The organism is Lacrimispora sp., from assembly GCF_031982545.1.
In the GTDB taxonomy this organism is placed as follows: Bacteria; Bacillota; Clostridia; order Lachnospirales; family Lachnospiraceae; genus Lacrimispora.
Genome location: NZ_DALYXB010000002.1, coordinates 106,610 through 131,377 on the forward strand (window position 1 = coordinate 106,610; position 24,768 = coordinate 131,377).

A 24,768-nucleotide genomic window follows, 5' to 3' on the forward strand; every position below is an offset into this window, starting at 1 on the left:
AAAAAATCCTTATTCTCCTGCCATTACTAACATCAGCTCATTACTTCTTGCAATAAAGCCTGTCATACGCTCCGGTGTGAGAGATCCGTGGCTTAACGCTGCCAGATCGTAAAGCTGCTCACAAATAGCGTTGGTATGGGCACCATCTTTATGTCCTAATACATACTGAACCAGCTTGTTGTTATAGTTAAGAACCAGTGTTTCGCCGCCTGCTCCAAACATGGAAGCATCCATACCAGGCATGGTGTACATCTTCATCATTTCCTGCATACGTCTTGATTCTTCAGAAACAGTAATCATGGAAGAAACGTTATCATTCTTTAATTTCTCAACCTTAACCTCTAAATTCTCTTTATTTAAAACCTTACGGAACAATTCAGTCAGAGCTTCCACATCACCCTTCATGGCTTCTTTGTCCTCTTCTGTCACTTCTTCTTTAAAAATATCAGATAAATCGGAGTTAATGCATAAGAACTTCACGTCTTCATTCTTCTGCTCTAAATATCCCACAAACGGGTTATCGATATTCTCTGTTAAATAAACCGCATCAAGTCCTGCTTCTTTAAAGAGGTTGATATACTGGCTCTGTTCTTTCTCATTGGTAATATAGAATACGCGGTTCTCATGTTTTTCCTTATTCTCTTCCAGACACTCTGCCAGTGTTAAATATTTGCCTTCCAGATTCTTAAAGAGAATGGAATCATTGATCTTTTCTGCAAACTTCTCATCTTTTAAGCAGCCAAATTTGATAAATGGATTAATATCTGCCCAGTATTTATCATAATTCTCACGATCTGTCTTAAACATTCCAGTCAGCTTATCTGCAACCTTCTTTGTAATATAATCTGAGATCTTCTTAACAAAGCCATCATTTTGCAGCGCACTTCTGGATACATTCAGAGGAAGATCCGGACAGTCGATAACACCCTTTAAAAGCATTAAGAATTCCGGAATTACCTCTTTAATATTATCTGCGATAAACACCTGGCTGTTGTACAGCTTAATGGTTCCATCCAGGCTGTCGTAGTTTAAGTTCAGTTTTGGGAAATAGAGAATTCCCTTTAAGTTAAACGGATAATCCATGTTTAAATGAATCCAGAATAATGGCTCCTTATAATCATGGAATACCTTGCGGTAAAAGCCCTTGTAATCCTCTTCGGAACAGTCATTTGGATGTTTATTCCACAGAGGGTTGGTATCATTGACTGCCACCGGGCGCTTATTAATCTTATATTTTTCTCTGGCCGGAGAAACTTCCACTATTTCTTTTTCGCCGTTTTCTTTTTCTATTTCTTCTGTTTGGGCTTCCTCCACAATGGTCTCAACCACAGTATCCTTCTCAGTCAGTTCTTCCTTTTCAATCGTCTCAAACTGGGGTTCCGCTGATACATTGGATAAATAGATTGCAACTGGCATAAAGGAACAATATTTTTCCAGAACTTCTCTTGCTCTGTATTCGTTACAGAACTCCAGGCAGTCTTCATTGAGATAAAGCTTAATGGTAGTACCAGATTCTTCTCTATCCCCTTCTTCCATCTCATACTCTGTACCGCCGTCAGACTCCCAGTGAACGGGCGCTGCACCTTCTTTGTAGGACTTTGTATCGATGGTTACTTTATCTGCAACCATAAAAGCGGAGTAAAAACCAAGTCCGAAATGTCCGATAATCTGATCTTCGTTGGTCTTGTCCTTATATTTTTCAAGGAAATCCTTTGCTCCGGAAAATGCGATCTGATTGATATACTCATCCACTTCTTCCATGGTCATACCAATACCGTTATCTTTAAAGGTAATTGTCTTTTCATTGGAATCTGTGATTACTTCAATCTTAAACTCCAGATCATCCGGCTTCTGCCACTCTCCCATAACATCAAGCTTTTTCAGCTTTGTGATGGCATCGCTTCCATTGGATACCAATTCACGGTAGAAAATATCATGGTCTGAGTACAACCATTTTTTAATAATCGGGAAAATGTTTTCGCTGTTGATTGTCAAACTTCCTGTTTTTGCCATATCAGAACACTCCTTACTCTCTTATTCTATTTTTGTTCCATGACCATCATGGAATTTTTACAATTTATACCTGCAAAGAGTATTTTAATACGCAGTAATGGAATTGTCAATAGAAAATCAGCACTCAAACCGTTTGAGTGCTGATAATGTTATTCTTCCAGATAAATAATCTGGTTTTCCTTTAAAAATTCCTTAAATGCCTGGTCCCATTCCTGATCTAACGTCTTGTCCAGAGTAAAAACAGATACTGAGGTGCCTGTCACACAGATCAGGCGCTCTTCCTCATATCTGATATTGATATACAGTCCTTTGACCTCATTGGAAGTGAAAGGAATCTTTCGTTCAGAAAGAAAACGCTCCGTATCCTCTTTGGGCATCTGCATTACAATCTTAAAACTTCCAGGCAGCCGTTTGCCCTTGATCAGTGAAAAACAAAAGGGTTTCATCATGGCCCAGGTGGACAGCTCTCCTAAATTCAGGGTCTCCTTCTCCTCTGCAGTATAATAGGCAGACCGTATGGCTCCGTCAATGGTAAAGGTATTAAAGGTAGTGATGGTAGCCTCTTTTACAAGAAAATGGTCAAAAACTTCTCCTACAAACAACTTTGTCGTAAAAGGTTTCATCTCTTCTATATTCAACGCAATCATGGTTTCATTCTCCCCGTCCGTATTTTCTCCGTTAACTATACAACGGAAGCTCTTCCAATGTCAACGCAGGATTTCACACGCTCTGTCGGTATTCCAAACTAACCTCTTCTATGCTATAATAGATTCAACGGTTTCAGTCAGAAAACCAATTGAAAATCAGAAAAGAGGATAATGATATGAATCATATGAAACAGCTGGAAGAACTGATTGCTGCATCGGTTTCTCCATACCACTGCATTCAGGCTGCAGCAAAACAGCTCTTAGCAGGTGAATTTAAGGAATTGCCTTTGGCAGAATCCTGGGAATTAAAGCAGGGAGGCTCCTACTACATTAACGCATTTGACTCCACCTTAATCGCATTTACCGTCGGCAGTGAGCTGACAGCTGTCCCCCAGCTGAAGCTGGCCGCTTCTCATACAGACTGGCCCTGTCTGAAGGTAAAGCCATCTCCGGAAGTAACTGCTCTGGAATACGGAAAGCTGAATGTTGAGGTCTATGGCGGCCCTCTCTTAGGTACCTGGTTTGACCGGCCTTTATCCATGGCAGGAAAAGTCAGTGTAACAGGTGACACGCTTATGAATCCCAGGACTATCTTTGTGGATTTCTCCCGCCCGGTACTTACCATACCCAATCTTGCCATCCATATGAACCGCAATGCCAATGAAGGATTTGCCATAAATGCACAGGTGGACATGCTTCCTTTAATTGCCCGGATTACGGATCAATTAAACAAAGAAAGCTTTTTTATTGATGCGCTTGCAAAAGAAGCAGGGGTAAAGAAAGAAGACATTCTGGATTATGAAATCTACATCTATAATTATGAGTCCGGAACCACTCTTGGTCTGCAGAACGAATTTTATTCCGCTCCCAGACTTGACAATATTACCTCTGTTTCTGCATGCTTAAGCGGCATTCTTTCCGATACACACGAAAGCGGAATCCATGCCATTGCCCTGTATGACAACGAAGAGATCGGAAGCCACACAAAACAGGGGGCAGCTTCTGCACTGACTGAACATATTCTGGAAAAGATCTACGCCTCCCTGGGTTATACCAGAACCGACTTTTTAAATGCTTTGTTAAGTGGATTTCTTCTTTCCATGGATGTGGCTCATGCCATTCATCCAAACCACGGAGAGAAATGTGATATCAAGAACCAGATCATGATGGGAGACGGAGTAGCCATCAAACTGGCGGCAAGCCAGGCCTATGCAACCGATGCCACCAGCACAGGTGTGATTGAGGGCATCTGCCGCGCCTTAGATATCCCTTATAAGAAGTTTTCAAACCGTTCCGATGTAAAAGGCGGATCTACTCTGGGAAGCATTTCTTCTGCTTTGCTGACCATGCGCACAGTGGATGTGGGTGTTCCCATGCTGGCCATGCATTCTGCCAGAGAGCTTATGGGTGTTAAGGATCAGGAAGCACTGGTTAGACTTGCAGAAGCATTTTTCAAAGCTTAAATAAGTTCTAAAAAAATACGTCTTGACCGGATTAAATTCCGTATCAAGGCGTATTCTTATTACATCCAATTATCTGATCTTTTTGCATCCGGTTCTATTCCTATAATAAACAACAGATACCCCAGTTCCTATCATCGAAATTCCTGCCAGCACCAGATAACCATGCTGGATGCTGAACGCAGAGGCAATGTTCCCGGTAAAGATGGGAAACGTAGTCATGCCTATGGCATAAACTGCCTGAAAAAGGCCCATGGCAGTGGAACGTTTTTTCGCTTCGATTCCACACATTGCCTCTGAAGTCAGATAGGAAAACAAAATTCCGGTCGACATTCCGGGAAGTATCTGCAGAATTAAAAGCTCTGCAGCATTTTTCGCCGAGGGTACCATCACACAATAGACTGATATAATTACAAAGACGGCTGGGATCCAAAATCTGGGACCTCTCTTACAGCAGTAACCGGCAGAAGCAAAAGCTGCAAATCCTACTGCCGAAACCATATAAATAATTGAGGATAATCCAACCAATCCATTGGCGGCCCCCAGATCCTTCAGAACCTGATTTGTAAACGACATGGCAGTCGTAAGCTGTATGCCCTGCTGAATTAAAGCCAAAATGGAGAATAGCCACAGCCGTTTCATTTTACATACGGAAATAAGTTCCTTTGCATCTGTTTTTCCAGTTTTTGTGCATGGTTCCTTGATTTGAAGCGAGAGAATAAAGGCAAGCAGTCCGCCTACGACACTGAGAATACAGATTCCCGTCATTCCGATCCTGCTGTACCCCATGGTACTTGCTAAAAAGCCGATGAGCATACCAAAATTATTAAACATCACGATTCTGCTGGTAGCTGCCTGCTGGTCTTTTTGTGAAAAATGATTGGTGTAAAACACCATAAATGAAATCCACATGGCGGAAGCAATTCCGGAAAAAAGATTTGCTGCTAAAAAGCCCATCCCATTCCCCCAGAATATCCGGAACAATGATGCGAGGCCGGAAAAAAGAGTTCCTGCCTGGATGAAGCACTTATGCTTTCCGATGGAATCCGCACATAGCCCGATCGGAAAACGAAATACCAGCTGGGTAAGTCCATAAGCCCCCAGCACCATTCCGGTAAATGCGCTGCCCACTCCTAACAGAGTCAGATAGGTCGTCTGATATGGAATGTATATGTACTGCGCAAACCAGAACAGGGAAACCATTGCAAGAAAACGGATTTCCTGTTTGCGCGTAAAAATTAGTTCATTCAATTTGTGCCTCTATTTCTTATTTTGATGGGAGTATTCCTCTAATATCCGATGAATATGGACTGTTAAATACATTTCCTCCTGCCTGGATAATCTGGAATCAAATTTTTCCTGAATAAAAATCCCGATTTTTCTGACACAGTCATATTCTCTTTTACAGCTTTCAATTACATGGGTATAAAAAGAATCTTCATATTCATATAAATCCTGACTGCCGTTTACAAGCCGCTGTGCGAAAAACCGCAAATGAGTAATGAAACGGGTATAACCGATCCCCTCTTCATTGTAGAGAATGGAGAAGTTATATTTAACGATATCCAGGATTCCCTGAACGGTTTCAAATATGGTCCGGTTGTCTGAACTATAAGAGTTATTTGTTTGTGCATTGATAAAATGAAAGGCAATATTTCCGGCCTCATCCTGGGGCAATTCCACTTGCAGCTGCTCCCTCACAAGCTGCAGGGCATATAATCCCACCTGAAATTCATTGGGATTAAAACGCTTCAATGTCTGTGTATAAAAATTCTGTATTAAAATCCCCTCTTGATATCTTTTTACAGCAAAAGAAAGATGATCTGTAAGTCCCAGATAAATGTGCTCCATCAGGACCATCCCATAAGCTTCAATGGCATAGTCTATCACCTGCTTTGCCAGTTCAAAATAAGTACTGTCAATTTCAGATGCGAGACGGATAATATTCTTGGATATGGACCGGTCTTTTAAGACAAACACTTTCTCAATGTCTTCACTTTTCAAATGATGTCCGATGGATTTATTAAAACCGATTCCCTTCCCCATCAGAATCACCTCCCTGCCGCTGTCGTCAAGCGCCAGCAGCAGAGAATTATTCATTACCTTAACAACCCTCATAACCAAACCCCATTTCTGTTATTTAGAGTTCTTCCCCGTTCGTTTCGATAACCCGTCGATACCAGTAAAAACTGTCTTTTTTAATCCGGCTCATATCTTTTAAGTCATGATCGTCACGATTGACATAAATAAAACCATAACGCTTCTTAAATCCTTCGTGGGAGCTGAGCAGGTCCATAAAGGTCCATGGGGAGTACCCCAGCATCTCAACTCCGTCTTCCATCGCCTGGCTGCAAGCCAGAATATGAGCCCTTAAGTAATCAATTCGATAATCGTCATGGACTTTTCCGTCTTCTGTCAGTGTATCCGCGGTGCCCAGTCCATTTTCTGTAACGATAAGAGGAAGATGATATTTCTGATAATAATTATTTAATACGGTTCGAAGGCCCAGCGGGTCAATCTGTGCTCCGTATTCGCTGGAAGCAAGATGTTCATTTTTCAGATGATGGAAATATCCATACTGATCAAAATCAACCTGATTGATGGGAAACGCTCTTTCTCCCACCGGATGAGCATCATCCGCCGGCAGATACCGGACGCAAAGGGTTCGGTAATAATTCAGGGCAATAAAGTCCATCTTTGCACCCTTTAGTATTTCCTCATCCTCTGGCATCATAATGGGAACGATATTTCTCTCCTCCAGGTAACGCATGTAGTATCCCGGATAACAGCCGTAGTAATGCATGTCCAGACAGTAATCCGTCTTAAACCAGTCATTTAACCGGGCTGCCCATACATCTTCTGGACGGTTGCTTTCCGGATAGGTACAGGTGGAAGAAACTGCCGGACCAATCTTGCCTTTTGGAATGATAGAATGGCACGCTTTCACTGCCAGTGCATGAGCCAGGAACATGTGATAATCCATCTGCGCTCTCTGACGGTCTGCCTCCCAGCTGTCTTTTGCGGTAATATTCACTCGTTCATCTACACGGACCATGAGGTTTTGTTCGTTATGAACCTGCCAATAGGTCACTCTGTCACCAAAGGCTTCAAAGCAGACCCTGGCATAGCGCTCAAATGCTTTTACACATTCTCTGGATTCCCAGCCATTGTATTTTTCAACCAGTGCATAGGGAAGATCAAAGTGATATAAGGTTATAAAAGGCTGAATGTCATTGTCCAGCAGGCAGTGAATGACATCATTATAAAAATCAATTCCTGCCTGATTAATTTCCCCATCCCCATCTGGTATGATTCTTGCCCAGGCAATGGAAAAACGGTAAATATTAAGTCCCATCTCTTTCATCAGAGCGATATCCTCTTTCCAGTGATGGAAGAAGTCGCTGGCAACTTTACTGTCAGCCTGTAAATGAGAACGCTTAAAGGAGTTTATATCTGCAACTGTAGGTCCTTTTCCGCCTTCATCCCAGCCACCTTCTATCTGAAATGCAGATGAGGATGCTCCCCATAAAAAATGATCAGGAAACTTGGTTTTCAATAGGTTCATTTCAAAACTCCTTTACTGATTTTTTTTGATGGCAATAACAGACTTCTCAAGAGTAGCCCCTTTTCCTGCAATTCCGGAAACCTGCTGAAATGCAGGAGTATTGCTGACGATAATCGGAACAATGGTATCGTAGCCTTCTTTTTTTAATGCATCAATATCAAAGGACAGAATTTTAGTTCCTTTTTTAATATGACTGCCTTCTTCTACAAACTTCTTAAAATGCTTTCCTTCTAACTGAACCGTATTAATTCCAACATGAATGATCATCTCCACTCCGTTATCCAGCATAAGGCCCAGTGCATGAAGAGTCGGATAGATTAATGTTACGGTACAGTCTTCAGGAGCTACTACTTCTCCTTTTTCGGGGATAATAGCAATTCCGTTTCCTAATGCCATAGAGGAAAATACTTCGTCATTGACTTTTGTCATGGAAACGGCTTCCCCTTCAATGGGTGAATATAGGAATAAATCAGCTTCTGATGGATCTAATTCATGATTCTTTTTTTCTGCAGTTGTATTTGTTTCTGCAGTCTGGTCAACTGCGGTTGCTTCTGTTTTCTTTTTCTTATCTCCCATTTCATCAAAACCAAACAGGTAAGTAAGTATCATGGCACCAAAGAAAGAAACGCCTACACCAACCAGATAGTACACAAATGGTTTCATACCAAATGCCGCATACGTTGCAAAGGTAAGAATTCCGTTGTTTGCAAAGGAATCGCCATATACACCGCCAACACCCATGATCGCTCCGCCAATGGCACCGCAAATGATGGCGTAGATCATCGGTCTCTTTAAACGAAGGTTACATCCGTAGATAGCAGGTTCCGTAATACCGCAAACGGAAGCAGAGATTGCTGCTGAAGCCGCTACTGTTTTTAAATCTTTATTTTTTGTTTTTAACATAACACCCAGGGCCGCTCCACCCTGTGAAAAGTTGGCAGCGCCTGCAAAAGCCAAAAGATTCTGGTGTCCGAACTGAGCGACGTCATTAATACCAATTGGAAGAAGTGCTCTATGCGCTCCAAAAATAACAAACACGCACCACATACCGCCGATAAAGGCACCACAAATGGCCGGACTTAAATTCATCATACCAGTGTAAACAAAGGTAATCGCATTACCGATGTAGATACCAATGGGACCAAATACCATAAAGGTTGCCGGAAGCATAACTAAAAGTGATAAACCAGGAACCAGAATGATTTTTAAGACTTCTGGAATTACTTTTTCTAAAAATTTCTGCACATAGGAAAGAATGAAAACTCCAATGATAATCGGAATAACAGAGGAAGCATAGCTTGCTTTGGTAATGGTAACGCCAAACATGCTTACTACATCTTTCCCAGTCATCAGTGCGACGACTGACGGGTAACACATGGTACCGCCAAGAGCCATGGCAATAAATTCATTTGCCTTAAACACCTTGGCACTGGTATAAGCTAAAATAACAGGCATGAAATAGAATAAGGCATCCGTACCAGCCATAATCAGTGTGTATGTCTGATTTACCGTAATATCCACACCTTGTTTCGCTGCCATAATCTTTGCAATGGTAAGGAAGCCCTTTAAAAGTCCGGAAGCTGCAATCGCCGGAACCATAGGGGTAAACATAGCAGAAACTGCAATCAGAATCCGATTCCAGATGGACACCTTCTCTTCGCTGATTTCTGTTGTTTCATCTATGGATATCATAGGTATGATGGCATCATAAACCTGGTTTACTTTGGTTCCCAGCACTACCTGAAACTGTCCTCCGCTTTCTACAACAGAGATTACTCCTTCCAGATGCTCGATGGTTTCTTTGTTTGCTTTTTTTGAATCCTTTAATTGAAATCTCAATCTTGTAAAACAATGGGTCAGTCCTTTTACGTTTCCAGAACCGCCAACATTCGTCAAGATATCTTTGGCTATTTGATTATAATTCATATACAAAACCCCTTTCAAGTATTTTCTTATCTCCTCATCCGGCCGGAATGACAAAATAAAAAGACCCAATTAAACGAACTCTTCATAAGACAAAATACCCCATCCGTCTTATAACCATTCGTCTAATCCGATCTTGCCTGCATTACCAGTAACACGTCATCATAATGATTTATTCAGTTGTCTTCAACCTAATCATAATATATCATTATTTTTACAATCTTGCAATAGCATTTTATTCTTTTCTTAATCACTGAGGGAATGGCAGATAAATCCCCTCAGTCTGCTCATCATAGCCATTCAGCCAATCCCTTATTCTTGCGGCAGCTGCCCCATGGTTTCCGGTAATACCTCTCTGCTGGATTCCAGGGTTTCAGGAGAAGTTTTAATCCCCTGAATATACCGGTACCCAAACATCCCTCCTGCAGTCAGTACAACCAAAAGCAGAAAGAAACATAAAAATATGATAACTTTTATAAACGGTTCCGGTTCGCGTCTTCCCCTTCGCCTGCGGCTGCGTTTTTTACCACTTCGAATTTCTTCCTGCTTCATTGGTATTCTACTCTTCCTTCCTTATGGGTCAATCAGTAAAATATTTTTTATAAATTTCAAAAAAGCTGGTGGTTGTTGTTTTATCATCTTTAGAAAATGTAAGATCCTTCCAGATATGATTGCCAAATGTAACGGGATTGTCCTGTTTAAACTGGGCATAAATCTGGTCAAATGCTTCTTTTTTCCGGCTGGTATATAAGCCAGTCTTTCGTTCCTGGGTCGCTGCTTCATCGTAATCACTGACGCATCGAATAATATAGTATTTACCCTGACTCTCCGTCACCTGGCTGATTTCACCTTCAGCCAGACCAAAGGCTGCATCTTCCAAAGCTCCTGGGTGTTCCCCTCTTCCCATCTTACGTTCAACTACTCCATTTTCCGAGTATTCTCTGGCAATAGCAGAAAAATCAGCTCCCTGCTCCTTTATCTTTAAAAGGACTTCTTCTGCCGCAGCTTTGTCAGTCATCACGATCTCTTCCACATCAATTACCTTGGCCTCACTGTCACTGATCTCCAGATTCATATCCCTGGTCAGCTCCACAACAACTTTATTGGACAGATAATACTCCTCATACATAAATCTTACATCTGACTGACTCACTCCCATATAAGCAATATCGTCAGGAGTCAGCGAATTATAATATTCCTCCGAAGCCTTGCGCATCTCTTCCTTCTCCCCGCTGGTCAGAGTCACTCCCTTACTTTCAGCAAGAAGATTCATCATCTTCATCTCCTGAAGAAATTCCCTTACCTGATCCATGAGATAGGTTTCAAATGTTTGTCCGCCGGGAAGCTCCACCCCCCAGATCTGGCTGGTGTAAAGCTGTTGATATTTATTCCTCTCAGTCGCCAGTATAATCATGGACTGGGGAAGAGTATATAGCTTTGTTTCCTTGATTTCCGATACAAGGGGGATCTCCGTCTTGCAGCCGGAAAGCATGGCGGATACTGCCGCCGCAATTATAAGGAGTCTTCCCCAGTATCTGCGCAGATTCTTCATACGCACCCCTCTTTCTTATAAAAGCAGCTTCAATATTTTTAATACACCCTGATTCAAATTGGTATCGGTCTGGAACCGTGCTGCCTCTTTTACTTCTTTTCTGGCATTGCCAACAGCAAAGCTGTAGTATGCCTGATTTAACATCTCAATATCATTTAGCTGATCGCCAAATGCCATGGTCTCTTCTGGTGTGATGGACAGACTCTCCTGAAGAAGCTTTACCGCCTCACCTTTGTTGGTCCCTGGCCTCATACAGTCCATCCACATATCTCCGGCAATGGTAATCTTTAACCGGTCCCTGTATTTTTCTCTTAACTGTCTGGTATGGCTTTCTACATCTGTTTTCCGGTAGACACTGACTTTAATAAATTCAGACTCAACTTTTGTTAAATCCTCAACCATTTCCACTCGAAATTTATAGCTGTTAACCATCCAGTCAATAAAATCTCTGTCTTTCGTCTCTAAATACACCACATCAGGACCGCTGAGCATAACCTCAAGTCCTTCTGTCTTCCTCACATCTTCCACCATATCCATGGCAGTTTTACGTTCAATTGGATTCAGAAACAGATTTCTGCCGTGACAGCCTATGTAAGCACCGTTATCAGAAAGATAGAATATTTTTTCTTTCACCGGATCAAAGATGGATTCAATACTGACCCACTGCCTTCCGCTTGCCGCTGCAAACTGAATGCCCTTTGCCCGTAATTTCAATATTATCTCATGAAGCTCAGCCGGAACTTCATATCCTCCGTCTGGCACCAGTGTTCCGTCAATATCCGATGCAATCAGTTTTATCATGCTTTTTCCTCCTGCTCACAGATCTTCTTTAATTCCTGATAGACTCGTCCCACAGGCAATCCTACTACATTACTGTAATCTCCGTCAATCCCTTTGATAAAAGCAGCAAACCGTCCCTGGATTCCATAAGCACCGGCCTTATCCATAGGCTCCTCATCTTCTGCATATAATCGTATCTCTTCCGGAGTCATAGGATATACATGAACATCGGTCCGTTCTGCAAAACTGCGGACTGTCGTTCCATTCTTTCCACAGTAAATCAAAGTCACACCGGTAAAGACCTGATGGGTTTTTCCCTGAAAGGATTCAATCATCTCATATGCTTCCTGATGGCTCACCGGTTTTCCAAGAATCCTGCCTTCTGCCGCCACTACAGTATCTGCTCCGATTACAATTGTACCAGGCTGCTGATGTCTAGCCACATCTTCTGCTTTTTGCAAAGACAGCTCCATCACCGCATCTTCAGGAACCCTGGTCGTAATCACTTCAATAACCGTACTTGGTTCTATCACAGGATTCAGACTGATCTGGTTTAAAAGTTCTCTTCTTCTTGGTGATGCCGAAGCAAGCACAATCTTATAATCTCTTATCATTGGTGCCCTCTCTCTTCTATTATAATTCCTGACTCATGAAATTGCAAACAGGCGGGACCCGTTACGAATCCCGCCATTCTTTAATATACTTTCAGACGTCCCACTAAGGACGACTCCTCTTCCTCACAGTCTGCTTTCAGCTGCATCCTCATGGTATATACAAAATCGGTTGCATAGAAAACCAACAAAAATACACCAGTAATACGTTGAAAATCATATGGAATCATACCTGCCGCCTGATTCACAAATCCACTGAGGAAGCGGAAATAAAAGATTCCCAAAAATCCCCAGGCAATACTGCTCTCCAGACAGATGATTCCTTTGTAGTTAAATGACTTCCTGCTATAATCCCACCAGAATGATCCAAACAGCTTAATCATCATATAAGCCGTTACAAGCTCCATGAAAGTTGCCATCACCATAGAGGCGAAATACAGGCGCACCGGACTGTCAATGAAAGGGCTGAGAAGCACTGTGGCCCCAACAGATCCAAATCCATATATGATGCAGAACGGTCCGTGCCCAAATCCACGATTAAAAACCGGTCTTTTGTTTTCATAGCTAAGTACAGCGCATTCAAGAAGATAACCCAGAAAGCTGAATAGGAAAAAACAGTTTATCCTATGATAAATTGACATATCCAATTTGCCTCCAAAATTAACAATTTTTTAACTTGTTAAAGTATAATATGGATATCTAAAGAAATCAAGGGTTATTTTCTTACGATTCCCCAAAATTTTTCTTTTTTATTAATAATATTGCGCTATAAAAACTGCAAGTAAAATACCAAGTATGGCTCCTGCTCCAACCTGCAGAGGACTATGTCCCACATATTCCTTTAATTTTTCCTGTAAAATCTCGCCGCTCAGCTTCAGGGGATTTTCTAAGAGAATGCTGTTTAGCAGTTTTGCCTGCTTTCCCGTTTCTCTTCGTACTCCCATAGCATCATACATCACAATCATGGAGAGTACGAAGCTGATTGCAAACTCAAAAGAACCGACGCCATAACGGTAACTGGCGGCGGTCGTCAATGCACAAACCGTAGAGGAGTGGGAACTTGGCATACCGCCGGATCCCACAAGTCTCTCCGGATTAAAACTTTTATTAAGAGCCAGGTCAATCAGTGTTTTTAACACCTGCGCCACCAGCCAGCCGGTAACAGCAGTCACCAAGACCTGATTCTTTAGAATCACTTCCCAAAATTCCATGGTTTCCTCCATCTTATGCCGCGCTCTTCCTGCCAAAACCGTACAATATCCAACGCTTAATCCTTGCAGTAGTTTCTACCAGACCACATAATTTATCTGCATAAATTATTACCATTCCGCCTTTCGTCTTGGGCGGAACCGGTGTAAGAGGCCACATATGCCGCAGGATCATGTCCTTCTCATTCTCAGTTAAATCAAAATGCTCCACTGCATTCTTTAAAGCAGCCCTCGGATGAGTAAAACCGTGGAAACGTTCCCCGGTCTCTCTGGCGTGAGTATGCCAGTCATATAGAAAGAAATCATGAAGCAGACCTGCTCTGGCTGCTTCTTTATATTCCCAACCTAATTTTCTGCATATGCAGTAGCTTAAATAGGACACCTTAATGCAATGAGCTTTGCAGGTAGTATCTCCATGCTGCATATAGTGATCCATGGACTGGAATACCTTGTGGTCTAAAATATCCTTTACACAGGCAAGGTATTCCAAATCCATATTATAATCTTCCCGTTCCACCCAGGAGGCATCTTCTGCCCACTTTATCGCTTCCTGCTCTTCCTCTGGGGTTAAATACATGTTTTTCATGGTTATTCTGTCGCTTCCTTCTTCATAGTGTGAACCGGCTTAACAGCCAGTCAGCCAGTCATATAATTCCTGATACTTCATGGCTGAAGTTTTCCAGGAATAATCCTTCGACATAGCCCGGTCGATAATTTTGTTCCACTCACGTCTCTTATCATAATAAATGCGCTGTGCATAGCGGACGGCACCAAGCATCTCATGAGCATTATAGTTGGAAAAGGAAAATCCCGTTCCTTTACTCTCATACTCATTATAGGGTTCTACCGTGTCTTTTAAACCTCCGGTTTCCCGGACAACAGGTACAGTGCCGTATCTGAGTGCCATCAGCTGGCTTAAACCACAGGGTTCAAACAAAGACGGCATCAGGAATGCATCACAGGCAGCATAAATCTTATGAGACATTGCTTCCGAATAATAAATATTGGCAGAAACCTTATCCGGATACTTCCATGCATAATGGCGGAACATATTTTCATACCGCTCTTCTCCGGTACCAAGAATAACCAGCTGGATATTGTCCTGACATAACTCATCCATAACACACTGGACTAAATCAAGTCCCTTCTGGTCAGTCAGTCTGGAAACGATTCCAATCATAAACTTACTTTCATCCTGCGCCAAAGAAAGTTCCATTTGAAGCGCAGCTTTATTTTTTTCTTTTTCCTTGCGGAAATTACGCAGATTATAGTTTTCTACAATATACGAATCCGTCTCGGGATCAAACTCGTCATAATCAATTCCGTTTACAATTCCTCTTAAACTGCCTTCTCTGGCCCGCATCAGACCGTCAAGACCTTCCCCATAGAAAGGCATCTTAATCTCCTTAGCATAGGTCTCGCTGACTGTCGTGATGGCATCTGCATAGACAATGCCGCCCTTTAATAAATTTCCATCCTTGTAGGCCTCCAGTTTATCAGGTGTAAAATAATAATCAGGCAGACAGGTCAGTGCCTGTATCGTCTTTACATCCCACACGCCCTGGAATTTTAAATTGTGAATGGTAATTACCGACTTCATGTTTTGGAAGAAATCTCCTTCACGAAAACGGTCCTTTAACAGAACAGGTACTAAACCGGTCTGCCAGTCATGGCAATGAATCACATCCGGCTGAAATCCGATTACCGGAAGAGAAGATAAGGCGGCTCTTGAAAAAAAGCAGAACTTTTCTAAATCCTGATACCAGTCTCCGTATGGCTTTGGCCCCTGGTAATAGCCTTCATTATCAATGAAATAGAAGGTGATTCCGTCCCAGACACACTGAAGAATCCCAACGTACCTGCTTTGTCCCAGATAATCCATATAGAAATGATCCACATAAGTCATCTGGTTTCTCAATTCTTCTTTGATACAGAGATATTTGGGAATCATTACTCTCACATCATAATACTCCTGATCAAAGCACTTGGGAAGGGATCCCACTACATCTGCAAGACCACCCGTTTTAACAAAAGGTACTGCCTCCGATGCAACGAACAAAATCTTTTTCATCCAAAAACCTCCCTTATCCTTATCCCTTCCGGGCATTGTCTGTTATGCTATAGTATACTGCATTTTCAGAAAATAAGGAAGTATCTTTCCCTTAAGTTTTATGAAAGTTTTTTGTAATCAAGCCTTATTTTATCAGCAATGAGTGCAATAAACTCGGAATTGGTTGGTTTTCCTTTTCCGGTACTCACGGTATATCCAAACAGCTCGTTGATGGTATCCATCTTTCCCCGGCTCCAGGCCACTTCAATGGCATGGCGGATGGCACGCTCCACACGGCTGGGTGTCGTCTGATGTTTCTTTGCAATGGAAGGATAAAGAATCTTAGTCACAGAGGTAAGCATCTCCTGATCCTGTACCGATATCACAATGGCATCCCTTAAATACTGATAACCCTTAATATGCGCCGGAATTCCGATTTCATGAAGCATCTGTGTTACATCGTTTTCTAAATTCTGCTCCATGTATTCTGTCTTATTGACATAAGGTTTCACCTTTTTCATACCCTGAAGACTGGGCACTTTCGTCTTTCTCTGCCCTACTCTTCGCACCTTATCGACGATAACTTCCTTGTTAAACGGCTTCATTATGTAATAATTCGCCCCCATTCGGAAAGCATCTTCGGTAATATTCTCACTTCCTGCGGCAGTTACCATAATAAATGAGGGAATCTTTGTCACAGCACCGTTTCCTCTTACCCGCTCCATTACTGTAATTCCGTCCATTCTCGGCATAATCACATCCAATAAGACAACATCCGGATTTGTTTTGAGGATCATGTTATAAGCGTCTTCGCCGTTATCCGCTCTTCCCACTACATGAAAGTCCTCCTCTCCTTCCAGTATATCATTCAGCAGATTTAAGGTCTGCAGGTTATCATCTGCAATAGCAATACTGATTTCTGACATATTGATACTCTCCTCCTGATTCTTCAAAATAAATGAAAACTAGTGTATAGCCATTATAATCTTGCCTCAGCTTATGCCGCAACGTGATTCTATCGCATTATTCGACAGGAAAAACGTTTATTTTATCGAATATGGGATTCTGTCCAAACTGTCCCACTGTCGAATGAAGAAAAGGTCTTGCCCGGTATGAATCCGCGTTTCCCCCTTTTTTTTACCGGTGTTGAAAAATGAAACTACTTGTCGTCAAAAAAACGTCAAAAACAATGCTACTATCTCTTATACTAACACATAAGAAATGGGATGAAAAGCTTTTCACAGAGATTAGATATATTTTTATCAATGATAATTTAAGCATTATGCTGATAAAATTATTATTTTATTTTTTTTTATTATTAAAAAAGTACAATAACACTTGCCCCTTCTTAAATAAATGGATATAATTGGTACTGTATAAAAATTTTAGGGGGAAATACAAATGAAAGAACAAAACGAATTCAGACCGTACATACCGGCTGAAAAGGTCACACCGGAATTAACTGTTACCTCTATTGTTCTGGGTATCATTCTGGCTGTTGTCTTCGGTGCTGCAAATGCCTATCTGGGTCTCCGTGTTGGTATGACCATCTCCGCATCAATTCCTGCCGCAGTCATTTCCATGGGTGTGATCAGAGTCATGATGAAGAAAAATTCCATACTGGAAAGCAACATCGTTCAAACAGTTGGTTCTGCAGGAGAATCTCTGGCTGCAGGAGCTATCTTTACACTGCCTGCTCTTTTTTTATGGGCTGCAGAAGGGAAAATGGAAACACCTGGTATTCTGGAAATCACACTGATCTCTCTCATTGGCGGTATCCTCGGTGTCCTTTTCATGGTTCCGCTTCGAAATGCATTGATCGTAAAGGAACATGGGATTCTTCCATATCCGGAAGGAACCGCGTGTGCAGAGGTTCTTTTAGCGGGTGAAGAGGGTGGTGCCAATGCCTCTACGGTATTTGCCGGAATGGGCTTTGCCGCTTTCTTTAAATTTATTATTGATGGTATCAAACTGGTTCCAGGGGAAGTATCCTTCCGGGTGAAGGGTTATGCAGGTGAGATTGGAACACAGATTTATCCGGCAGTTATGAGCGTGGGATATATCTGCGGGCCAAGGATATCTTCCTATATGTTTGCGGGAGGAGTTATCAGCTGGCTGGTATTTATCCCTGCAATTGTTCTATTTGGAGCCGATTTAACCCTGTATCCGGGTTCTGTCCCCATTGGGGAACTGTTTGCTGCCAAAGGAGCTGGCGGCATCTGGGGGACTTACATCCGTTACATTGGTGCAGGAGCCCTTGCAGCAGGCGGTATTATCAGCCTTGTAAAATCTCTTCCATTAATTATTCGCACATTCCGCGATGCCATTCAGGGACTGGGGCAGAACAATGCAGGCAGCGGACTTCGTACCGAACAGGATTTAAGCTTTCAGACAATTCTTGGAGGTATTGCCATTCTTACCATCATTGTCTGGCTGGTTCCGGTCATTCCGGTGAGTCTGGTAGGAGCCATCCTTGTTGTAATTTTTGGATTTTTCTTTGCCACGGTATCTTCCAGAATGGTAGGTCTGGTAGGAAGCAGCAATAACCCGGTATCGGGTATGGCTATTGCAACACTCCTCATTGCCACCATCACATTAAAAGCCACCGGAGATAGCGGAATTCATGGAATGAAAGGCGCAATTGCCATCGGTTCCATCATCTGCATTGTTGCTGCAATTGCTGGTGATACATCCCAGGACTTAAAAACAGGTTACCTGCTTGGAGCTACTCCGAAAAAGCAGCAGATCGGTGAGCTGATCGGTGTGATTGCTGCTGCCTTTGCCATTGGTGGGGTTTTATACCTGTTGAATGCAGCATGGGGCTTTGGTTCTGAACAGCTGGGTGCACCTCAGGCCATGCTGATGAAGATGATTATTGAAGGTGTTATGGATAACAATCTTCCATGGGCGCTGGTATTTATGGGAGTCTTCTTAGCCGCAGCTGTGGAAATCCTGGGAATTCCCGTTCTTCCTTTCGCCATTGGCGTGTATCTTCCTGTCCAGTTAAATGCATGCATTATGGTAGGCGGACTGGTACGCTTATACTTTGACAGAATGAAAAAAGATGACAAGAAAGAAAAAGATCAGTTAATCAGTGACGGAATGCTTTACTGTTCCGGAATGATTGCAGGGGAAGGCCTGGTAGGTATCCTGCTTGCGCTTTTAGCAGTATTTGGTTTGGACAAGGCTCTGGATCTGTCCTCAAAACTAAATCTTCCTTCTTTTGTTCTGGATTTTGGAAGTCTGATTTTATTTGGGCTTGTGATCCTGAGCCTGCTTAAATTTACAATCTGGAAGAAAGTGAAGAAATGAGTCAGACGGATAAAAAAAGCGAAAACTATTTAGACCGGATTCCCATTCGGACAGAACATATTCACTGGTCTGTTGAAGAAAGCGGTCTGGTAACACTGGACGTGGAAAACAAAGGCGTCTTTCACCGGCTTACCCAGAGATTTTTTCATAAACCCAGAGTCAGCCACATTCATCTGGATCCAATGGGAAGCTTTGTATGGTGTCTCATCGATGGCAGCCGGGATATTCTTAGCCTTTCTGCCTCAGTAAAGGAACAGTTCGGAGAGGAAGCATCTCCACTATACGAACGTCTATCCAAATACTTTCATATCCTGCACAGTTATGGATTTATTACCTTTAAATAAAAAATAGAAAATGAAAAGGACGGCACCGTAAGACTGCTTACGATTCTGTCCTTTTTTTTCATGGCAAATATTGTTAATGATTGATCATATTTTCGATAAAGATACCGTAGCCTCTTGTTGAGTCCTGGATAAAAACATGGGTAACAGCTCCTATCAGCTTTCCATCCTGTAAGATAGGACTACCTGACATACCCTGAACAATTCCACCGGTCAATGCCAGAAGATCGGGGTCTGTGACTTTAATTACCATTCCCTTGCTTTTATGAGTGGTGGAATAATCAACCCGCTGGATTTCTATTTCATAATCACGCACTTTTCCAGAAACATCACTTCGTATATAGGCTTTCCCCTTCTTCACGTCCTGCCGATAACCGATGGGCACGGCATCCTGGGATATCCCTTGCTTAAAGCGGTCATTTACTGTACCGAAAATACCTTCTTCTGTATTTTCTTTAATCGTTCCCAAGTTGGATCCCGGACCATAATAGATGATTCCGCTCATAACACCCGGTTTTCCAAAGGTTCCTTTTTCGATTCCCAGTATTGCTGTTTCATAGAGAGAACCGTCTGTGATCTGGACTACATTCCCGGTATCACTGTCACTGATTCCGTGGCCCAGTGCACCAAATTGTCCGTTCATATCCACATAGGTCATGGTTCCTATTCCCTGAGTGTCATCACGAACCCAGACTCCCAGTTTATAGGATCCGTCCTCTGTTTCTATGGGATTCATCTTAATATCAATGTTATCATCGCCTCTTCTGACCTTTAAAACAGCTTCCGATGCGCCTATTTTATTCAGCTCATTCATCAGTGTTTCCTTGTCACTAAGTGGGGTGCCATTAATTGATTCCAGATAATCCCCTGATTGTAAAACTCCAAATGCAGGCTCTACAACCATTCCATCTTTTTTCGTTACGTCTCCTGTACCGATTACCATGACTCCATTTGATTTTAAATAAATTCCAACTGGAGTACCGCAAGGAACAGCGTATTTGGTATCAACTACATTTACCTGAATATCTTTTAACTGTATCCAGCCGAACAGCTTCAATCCCAGCTTATAGCTTCCCAGATTCTTGGAATACACGGAAAACGGCTGATTCACCTGTAAGTGAATTTGATCAGAAGGAATATTGGAACCGTTGTTCAGTACCACTTCCTCGCTGTCGGAATGCAGCGTCACATCAAAAGGCATGGAGAAATGAAACTGTTCTTCTTCTGCTGCAACGATGTTCAATTTGTCCGGAATGACCCGTTTCATATAGAACCAGGTGAATCCGATACAAAAGATCAGGCTGATCCAGAACGCCCTTACAATTAGTTTATGAAATTTCTTTTTTGCCATCTCACATACCTCCTTAGAAGAATAAAGGAGACAATTTTTTGACTCCTCTCATAGTATGTGAGAATTCGTTAAAAACACTCTGTCATATTTTAGTTGAATTCATTTAATTCTGGTGTTTGGACCAGTTATGACTTTTTTAACTTTTTTTCGGCCGCAAGACGCTTCATCTCTCTGGCATTACCTTTTACCGCATCCGTAATCTCTGCTCCGCCAAGCAGCCTTGCAAGTTCTTCCACAATTTCCTCATCCTGCAGTGCCTGGATTCCTGTGGTGGTTTTTCCAGCCTCTGCCGATTTTTTAATTTCAAAATGAGCATCTGCCATGGCTGCAATCTGGGGCAGATGGGTAATACAGATTACCTGATGATTGGCTGCTATATAAGAAAGCTTTTCTGAAACCTTCTGTGCGGTTCTTCCGCTGATACCGGTATCAATTTCATCAAAAATCAGGGTTGGAATATCGTCAGAATCAGCCAGAACTGTTTTAATTGCCAGCATGATTCTTGACATCTCACCGCCGGAAGCCACGGATTTTAAAGGCTTTAAGGCCTCCCCGGGATTGGCGGAAATCATAAATTCCGCTTCATCAAAACCGTTTGCCGTATAGTGATCCAGTCTGCCAAATTCCATATCAAAATTAACATCAATAAAATTTAAATCATGTAAGCCTTCTTTGATTTTTACCGTCAGTTCTTTTGCAGTTTCTTTCCTCATACAGGATAATTGTCCGCATAAACCTTCTAATTTATCCTCAGTCAGATGAATCTGTTTTTCTGTCTGCTGCTTTAAACGGTCATAATCTTCCAATTCACCCAGCCTGATTTTCTTTTCTTCCAGATTTTTGAAAATGACGTCAACACCTTTTCCATACTTTGCTTCCAGATTGTGAATTAAGTCAAGACGTTCTTCCATTTTCTGGTAGTCCTCTTCATCAAAAGACAAATCCTCCAGATAAGAGGTGATTTCATGATTGATGTCGCTTAAAATGGAATCCACATCAAAAAGCTGGTCTCTGATGGTAAGCAGGCGTTCATCATAGACAGCCGCTGATTCCACCTCTTTTAATGCCCGCCCTGTCACATCGGAATTCACTGCATCATAAGCCATAGACAGACTTTCCATAATCTTTTTTCCATGCACAAACAGACGGTACTTTGAGGATAGTTCTTCCTCTTCTCCCTCTCTTAACCCGGCATTCTCAATCTCTTCTATCTCATAGCGGATAAAATCCATCTCCCGAAGTCTGGTATCCTCATCAAGCTGAAATGACGCAAGCCGTTCCTTTAACCGGACATATTCTCTGTAGGTCTCTGCAATATTCATTTTTAGCTCATGGGACTTTTTCTCCTGGTAACGATCCAGGATCTCCAGATGTACTGACTTGTAGAGTAAAGACTGATGTTCATGCTGTCCATGAATATCGATGAGAAGGCCGGTAATATCCCGCAGTTTCCCTGCAGTTACCGTTTCATCATTAATTTTGCTGAGACTTTTAGACGGCATGATTTTTTTAGAAATTATAACAATGCCGTCCTGGTCAGGAAATACATCCATTTCTTTTAGCAGATGGATCTTTCTTTCATCGCTGACGGTAAAGATCAGCTCTATGTAGGCATATTCTGCCCCGTTTCTGATCATATCCTTTGGCACCTTGCCTCCTAAGGCAATGGTTACCGAGCCGATAATTATGGATTTTCCGGCACCTGTCTCACCGGTTAAGACATTCAGTCCCTCTTTAAACTCCACATCAGCTTTTTCAATTAATGCTAAGTTCTTTACGTGTAATTCTGAAAGCATTGCTTGCCTCCTTTATCCCGTAATGAGTTTTTTCAGTTTGTCCATCATGAGTATGGTGTCATCTACCGTTCTGATGGCACACATGATGGTATCGTCTCCTGCGATACAGCCTACCATTTCACTGAAATGAAGGGCATCTAACGCTGCTGCTACTGCCATGGCCATACCGGATACAGTCTTGATTACCAGTATATTCTGTGCCATATCCATGGATAAATAACCATCTCTTAATATCCGGATGTATTTATCGCTGAATGATCCCTGATTCTGAAGTACCATATAACGCTGTTTCCCTGATTCTGACTGCACCTTTGTCAGCTTTAACTCCCTGATATCTCTGGAAACAGTCGCCTGTGTTACTGCAAAACCAGCCTGATTTAAGTAATCTGCCAGTTCTTCCTGGGTTTCAATTTCATACTTCCCAATCAGTTCTACTATTTTGCTATGTCTTTCCAGTTTCATCGTGTCACCTCCTTATATACCCGCCATCTTGTTTCGAAGATTATCTAAAAATGATAAATTTTTTAATTTGACTAATATAGTCTTGATCTGGGCACGCTCCATATCGATCCAGTCCCCAGGTAAAAGACTGACTGCTGAATCTCCGTCAAATACTGCAGCCTGGCTGATCCCTTCCTGTCCTACGATTTCAATCCTGATTTTGTCTTCTGCAGAAAGCACAATGCTTCTGGCATTGAGGGCATGGGAACAGATGGGTGTGAGCACAAGCATCTTGGAATCGGGTACAATAATTGGTCCGCCTGCCGATAAATTATAGGCAGTAGAGCCTGTGGGCGTAGCTGCTATCAGTCCGTCTGCTCTGTACTCCGTTAAGAATTCCCCGTTTACATATACTTTAAAATGAAGCATCTTTAAGTATTCGCCCCGTGTTATGACGATTTCATTTAGAGCGATATCCCGGTAAATCTCTTTTCCGTCCCTGAATGCACTTCCGCTTAACATCATACGCTCTTCCAGCTTATAGTCATCGTAAAACAGGGCTGACAGCGCCGATTCAATGTCTTCTGTTCTGGAAACCTGGGTTAAATACCCCAGAGTCCCTCTGTTGATTCCAAGAATGGGTAAATTGCGTCCGGATAAATCTCTGGCTGCCTGAATTAATGTTCCGTCTCCCCCCAGAGTAATCACGCATTCCGTTTCCTTTGGCACCATGGCTGAGTCCGTGTAATGCTTTCCTGCCTGCCAATCTACCTTTTCTCCTCTGCCAATCAGGCAGACTGCCCCCCTGGCAGTAAGAAATTCCCGGATCTGCTCCGCGGTTTCACGGGCTCCTTTTTTATCCGGATTCAGGATTACGTAAAAATGTTTCATTTCAGACTCCTTATTTGCCTTCGCTTAAGTCTTTGTGAGCTTCTTCCACCACTTTTTCCGGATTAACGCTGTAATCAGGAAAGCTCTCCCCAGCGGGATGATTTTTTAAATGAAGCAGATATTCTATATTCCCTTCCGGACCCTTAATAGGAGAAAACTCCAGGTGCAGAATTTCAAATCCAATGCTGATTCCATAAGAGATCACTGACTGGATTACTTCCAGATGAACAGATTTTTCTCTTACCACGCCTTTTTTGCCCACCTTTTCACGGCCTGCTTCAAACTGAGGCTTAATCAGACAGACAATCTCTCCGTCTTCTGACAAAAGATTTTTAACCGGTAAAAGAACTTTAGTAAGTGATATAAACGATACATCAATAGAAGAAAATTCAATCCTGTCCTTTATATCCTCCGGCGTTACATAACGGATATTGGTCTTTTCCATGCAGACCACCCGTTCATCGTTGCGAAGCTTCCACGCAAGCTGCCCGTGCCCTACGTCAACCGCATAGACTTTAACCCCGCCGTTTTGAAGCATGCAGTCCGTAAATCCTCCGGTAGAAGAGCCTACATCCATGCAGACCTTCCCCTCCAGCGTAACGTCAAAATGGGTCATGGCTTTTTCAAGCTTTAATCCGCCCCGGCTCACATATTTTAAAGTGCTGCCTCTTACCTCAATGAGTGCAGTTTCTTCAAATGTGGAACCTGCTTTGTCCTCTTTATCACCGTTCACGAATACGATTCCGGACATGATGATGGCTTTCGCCTTTTCTCTGGACTCTGCATGTCCCTGTTTTACTAATAGCACATCCAATCGTTCTTTCATT

At 42.4% G+C, this 24,768-nt stretch carries 23 protein-coding genes; 3 read left to right on the plus strand and 20 right to left on the minus strand.

Features of this window, described 5'->3' with window-relative positions; translation table 11 throughout:
* Positions 1–9: 9 nt before the first annotated feature.
* Positions 10–2,013 carry a molecular chaperone HtpG gene (gene htpG / locus ABS301_RS04000; RefSeq protein WP_349670992.1) on the minus strand — a complete coding sequence of 668 codons (2,004 nt, stop codon included), beginning with the start codon at positions 2,011–2,013 and terminating at the stop codon, positions 10–12.
* Positions 2,014–2,162: 149 nt separating this feature from the next.
* Positions 2,163–2,660, minus strand: coding sequence for a DUF5721 family protein (locus tag ABS301_RS04005; RefSeq protein WP_349670993.1), 498 nt, complete (start codon positions 2,658–2,660; stop codon positions 2,163–2,165).
* Positions 2,661–2,836: 176 nt separating this feature from the next.
* On the opposite strand from ABS301_RS04005, the gene ABS301_RS04010 reads away from it, so the two are divergent.
* Entirely contained in the window at positions 2,837–4,123 is a 1,287-nt protein-coding gene (locus ABS301_RS04010; protein ID WP_349670994.1) for a M18 family aminopeptidase, read from the plus strand.
* Between the two features lie 69 nt (positions 4,124–4,192).
* Here ABS301_RS04010 and ABS301_RS04015 read toward each other — a convergent pair whose 3' ends face one another.
* The 13 genes from ABS301_RS04015 to spo0A form a co-directional block, all read right to left on the minus strand.
* Positions 4,193–5,371 carry an MFS transporter gene (locus tag ABS301_RS04015; protein ID WP_349670995.1) on the minus strand — a complete coding sequence of 393 codons (1,179 nt, stop codon included), beginning with the start codon at positions 5,369–5,371 and terminating at the stop codon, positions 4,193–4,195.
* A gap of 9 nt (positions 5,372–5,380) precedes the next feature.
* Positions 5,381–6,238 carry a PRD domain-containing protein gene (locus tag ABS301_RS04020; RefSeq protein ID WP_349670996.1) on the minus strand — a complete coding sequence of 286 codons (858 nt, stop codon included), beginning with the start codon at positions 6,236–6,238 and terminating at the stop codon, positions 5,381–5,383.
* A 22-nt stretch (positions 6,239–6,260) separates the two neighbouring features.
* Positions 6,261–7,685: a glycoside hydrolase family 1 protein gene (locus ABS301_RS04025; protein WP_349670997.1), complete on the minus strand. Its 1,425-nt coding sequence runs from the start codon at positions 7,683–7,685 to the stop codon at positions 6,261–6,263.
* A gap of 12 nt (positions 7,686–7,697) precedes the next feature.
* Positions 7,698–9,611 carry a beta-glucoside-specific PTS transporter subunit IIABC gene (locus ABS301_RS04030; RefSeq protein ID WP_349670998.1) on the minus strand — a complete coding sequence of 638 codons (1,914 nt, stop codon included), beginning with the start codon at positions 9,609–9,611 and terminating at the stop codon, positions 7,698–7,700.
* 309 nt (positions 9,612–9,920) lie between these two features.
* Positions 9,921–10,160, minus strand: a complete 240-nt coding sequence (locus ABS301_RS04035) for a hypothetical protein (RefSeq protein WP_349670999.1) — start codon at positions 10,158–10,160, stop codon at positions 9,921–9,923.
* 28 nt (positions 10,161–10,188) lie between these two features.
* Complete coding sequence (locus ABS301_RS04040) at positions 10,189–11,160, minus strand: peptidylprolyl isomerase (protein WP_349671000.1); 972 nt, start codon at positions 11,158–11,160, stop codon at positions 10,189–10,191.
* Between the two features lie 15 nt (positions 11,161–11,175).
* Positions 11,176–11,961: an HAD family hydrolase gene (locus tag ABS301_RS04045; protein ID WP_349671001.1), complete on the minus strand. Its 786-nt coding sequence runs from the start codon at positions 11,959–11,961 to the stop codon at positions 11,176–11,178.
* Complete coding sequence (locus ABS301_RS04050) at positions 11,958–12,554, minus strand: Maf family protein (RefSeq protein WP_349671002.1); 597 nt, start codon at positions 12,552–12,554, stop codon at positions 11,958–11,960. The genes ABS301_RS04045 and ABS301_RS04050 overlap by 4 nt, the downstream gene beginning before the upstream one ends.
* An 80-nt stretch (positions 12,555–12,634) precedes the next feature.
* Positions 12,635–13,192 carry a putative ABC transporter permease gene (locus ABS301_RS04055; RefSeq protein ID WP_349671003.1) on the minus strand — a complete coding sequence of 186 codons (558 nt, stop codon included), beginning with the start codon at positions 13,190–13,192 and terminating at the stop codon, positions 12,635–12,637.
* 111 nt (positions 13,193–13,303) lie between these two features.
* Positions 13,304–13,762: a divergent PAP2 family protein gene (locus ABS301_RS04060; protein WP_502877933.1), complete on the minus strand. Its 459-nt coding sequence runs from the start codon at positions 13,760–13,762 to the stop codon at positions 13,304–13,306.
* A gap of 13 nt (positions 13,763–13,775) precedes the next feature.
* Positions 13,776–14,345: an HD domain-containing protein gene (locus ABS301_RS04065; RefSeq protein ID WP_502877934.1), complete on the minus strand. Its 570-nt coding sequence runs from the start codon at positions 14,343–14,345 to the stop codon at positions 13,776–13,778.
* 39 nt (positions 14,346–14,384) lie between these two features.
* The gene (gene glgA / locus ABS301_RS04070; RefSeq protein WP_349671004.1) at positions 14,385–15,830 is read right to left on the minus strand and encodes a glycogen synthase GlgA; all 1,446 of its coding nucleotides are present in this window, start codon (positions 15,828–15,830) and stop codon (positions 14,385–14,387) included.
* Between the two features lie 98 nt (positions 15,831–15,928).
* Positions 15,929–16,735: a sporulation transcription factor Spo0A gene (gene spo0A, locus ABS301_RS04075; protein WP_314461473.1), complete on the minus strand. Its 807-nt coding sequence runs from the start codon at positions 16,733–16,735 to the stop codon at positions 15,929–15,931.
* A gap of 475 nt (positions 16,736–17,210) precedes the next feature.
* Here spo0A and ABS301_RS04080 point away from each other — a divergent pair, with 475 nt between their 5' ends.
* A complete protein-coding gene (locus ABS301_RS04080) occupies positions 17,211–19,121 on the plus strand; it encodes an OPT family oligopeptide transporter (protein ID WP_349671005.1) in 1,911 nt (636 codons plus the stop codon).
* Positions 19,118–19,465, plus strand: a complete 348-nt coding sequence (locus ABS301_RS04085; RefSeq protein ID WP_349671006.1) for a PqqD family protein — start codon at positions 19,118–19,120, stop codon at positions 19,463–19,465. The genes ABS301_RS04080 and ABS301_RS04085 overlap by 4 nt, the downstream gene beginning before the upstream one ends.
* A gap of 73 nt (positions 19,466–19,538) precedes the next feature.
* Here ABS301_RS04085 and spoIVB read toward each other — a convergent pair whose 3' ends face one another.
* The 5 genes from spoIVB to ABS301_RS04110 form a co-directional block, all read right to left on the minus strand.
* Complete coding sequence (gene spoIVB, locus ABS301_RS04090) at positions 19,539–20,813, minus strand: SpoIVB peptidase (RefSeq protein WP_349671007.1); 1,275 nt, start codon at positions 20,811–20,813, stop codon at positions 19,539–19,541.
* Between the two features lie 125 nt (positions 20,814–20,938).
* Positions 20,939–22,609, minus strand: coding sequence for a DNA repair protein RecN (gene recN / locus ABS301_RS04095; RefSeq protein ID WP_349671008.1), 1,671 nt, complete (start codon positions 22,607–22,609; stop codon positions 20,939–20,941).
* A 12-nt stretch (positions 22,610–22,621) separates the two neighbouring features.
* Positions 22,622–23,071, minus strand: coding sequence for an arginine repressor (gene argR, locus ABS301_RS04100; RefSeq protein ID WP_104435066.1), 450 nt, complete (start codon positions 23,069–23,071; stop codon positions 22,622–22,624).
* Between the two features lie 12 nt (positions 23,072–23,083).
* A complete protein-coding gene (locus tag ABS301_RS04105; RefSeq protein ID WP_349671009.1) occupies positions 23,084–23,941 on the minus strand; it encodes an NAD(+)/NADH kinase in 858 nt (285 codons plus the stop codon).
* A 10-nt stretch (positions 23,942–23,951) separates the two neighbouring features.
* Positions 23,952–24,767 (minus strand): TlyA family RNA methyltransferase, encoded by an 816-nt coding sequence (locus ABS301_RS04110; RefSeq protein ID WP_349671010.1) that lies wholly within the window; start codon positions 24,765–24,767, stop codon positions 23,952–23,954.
* Between the last annotated feature and the right edge of the window lies 1 nt (position 24,768).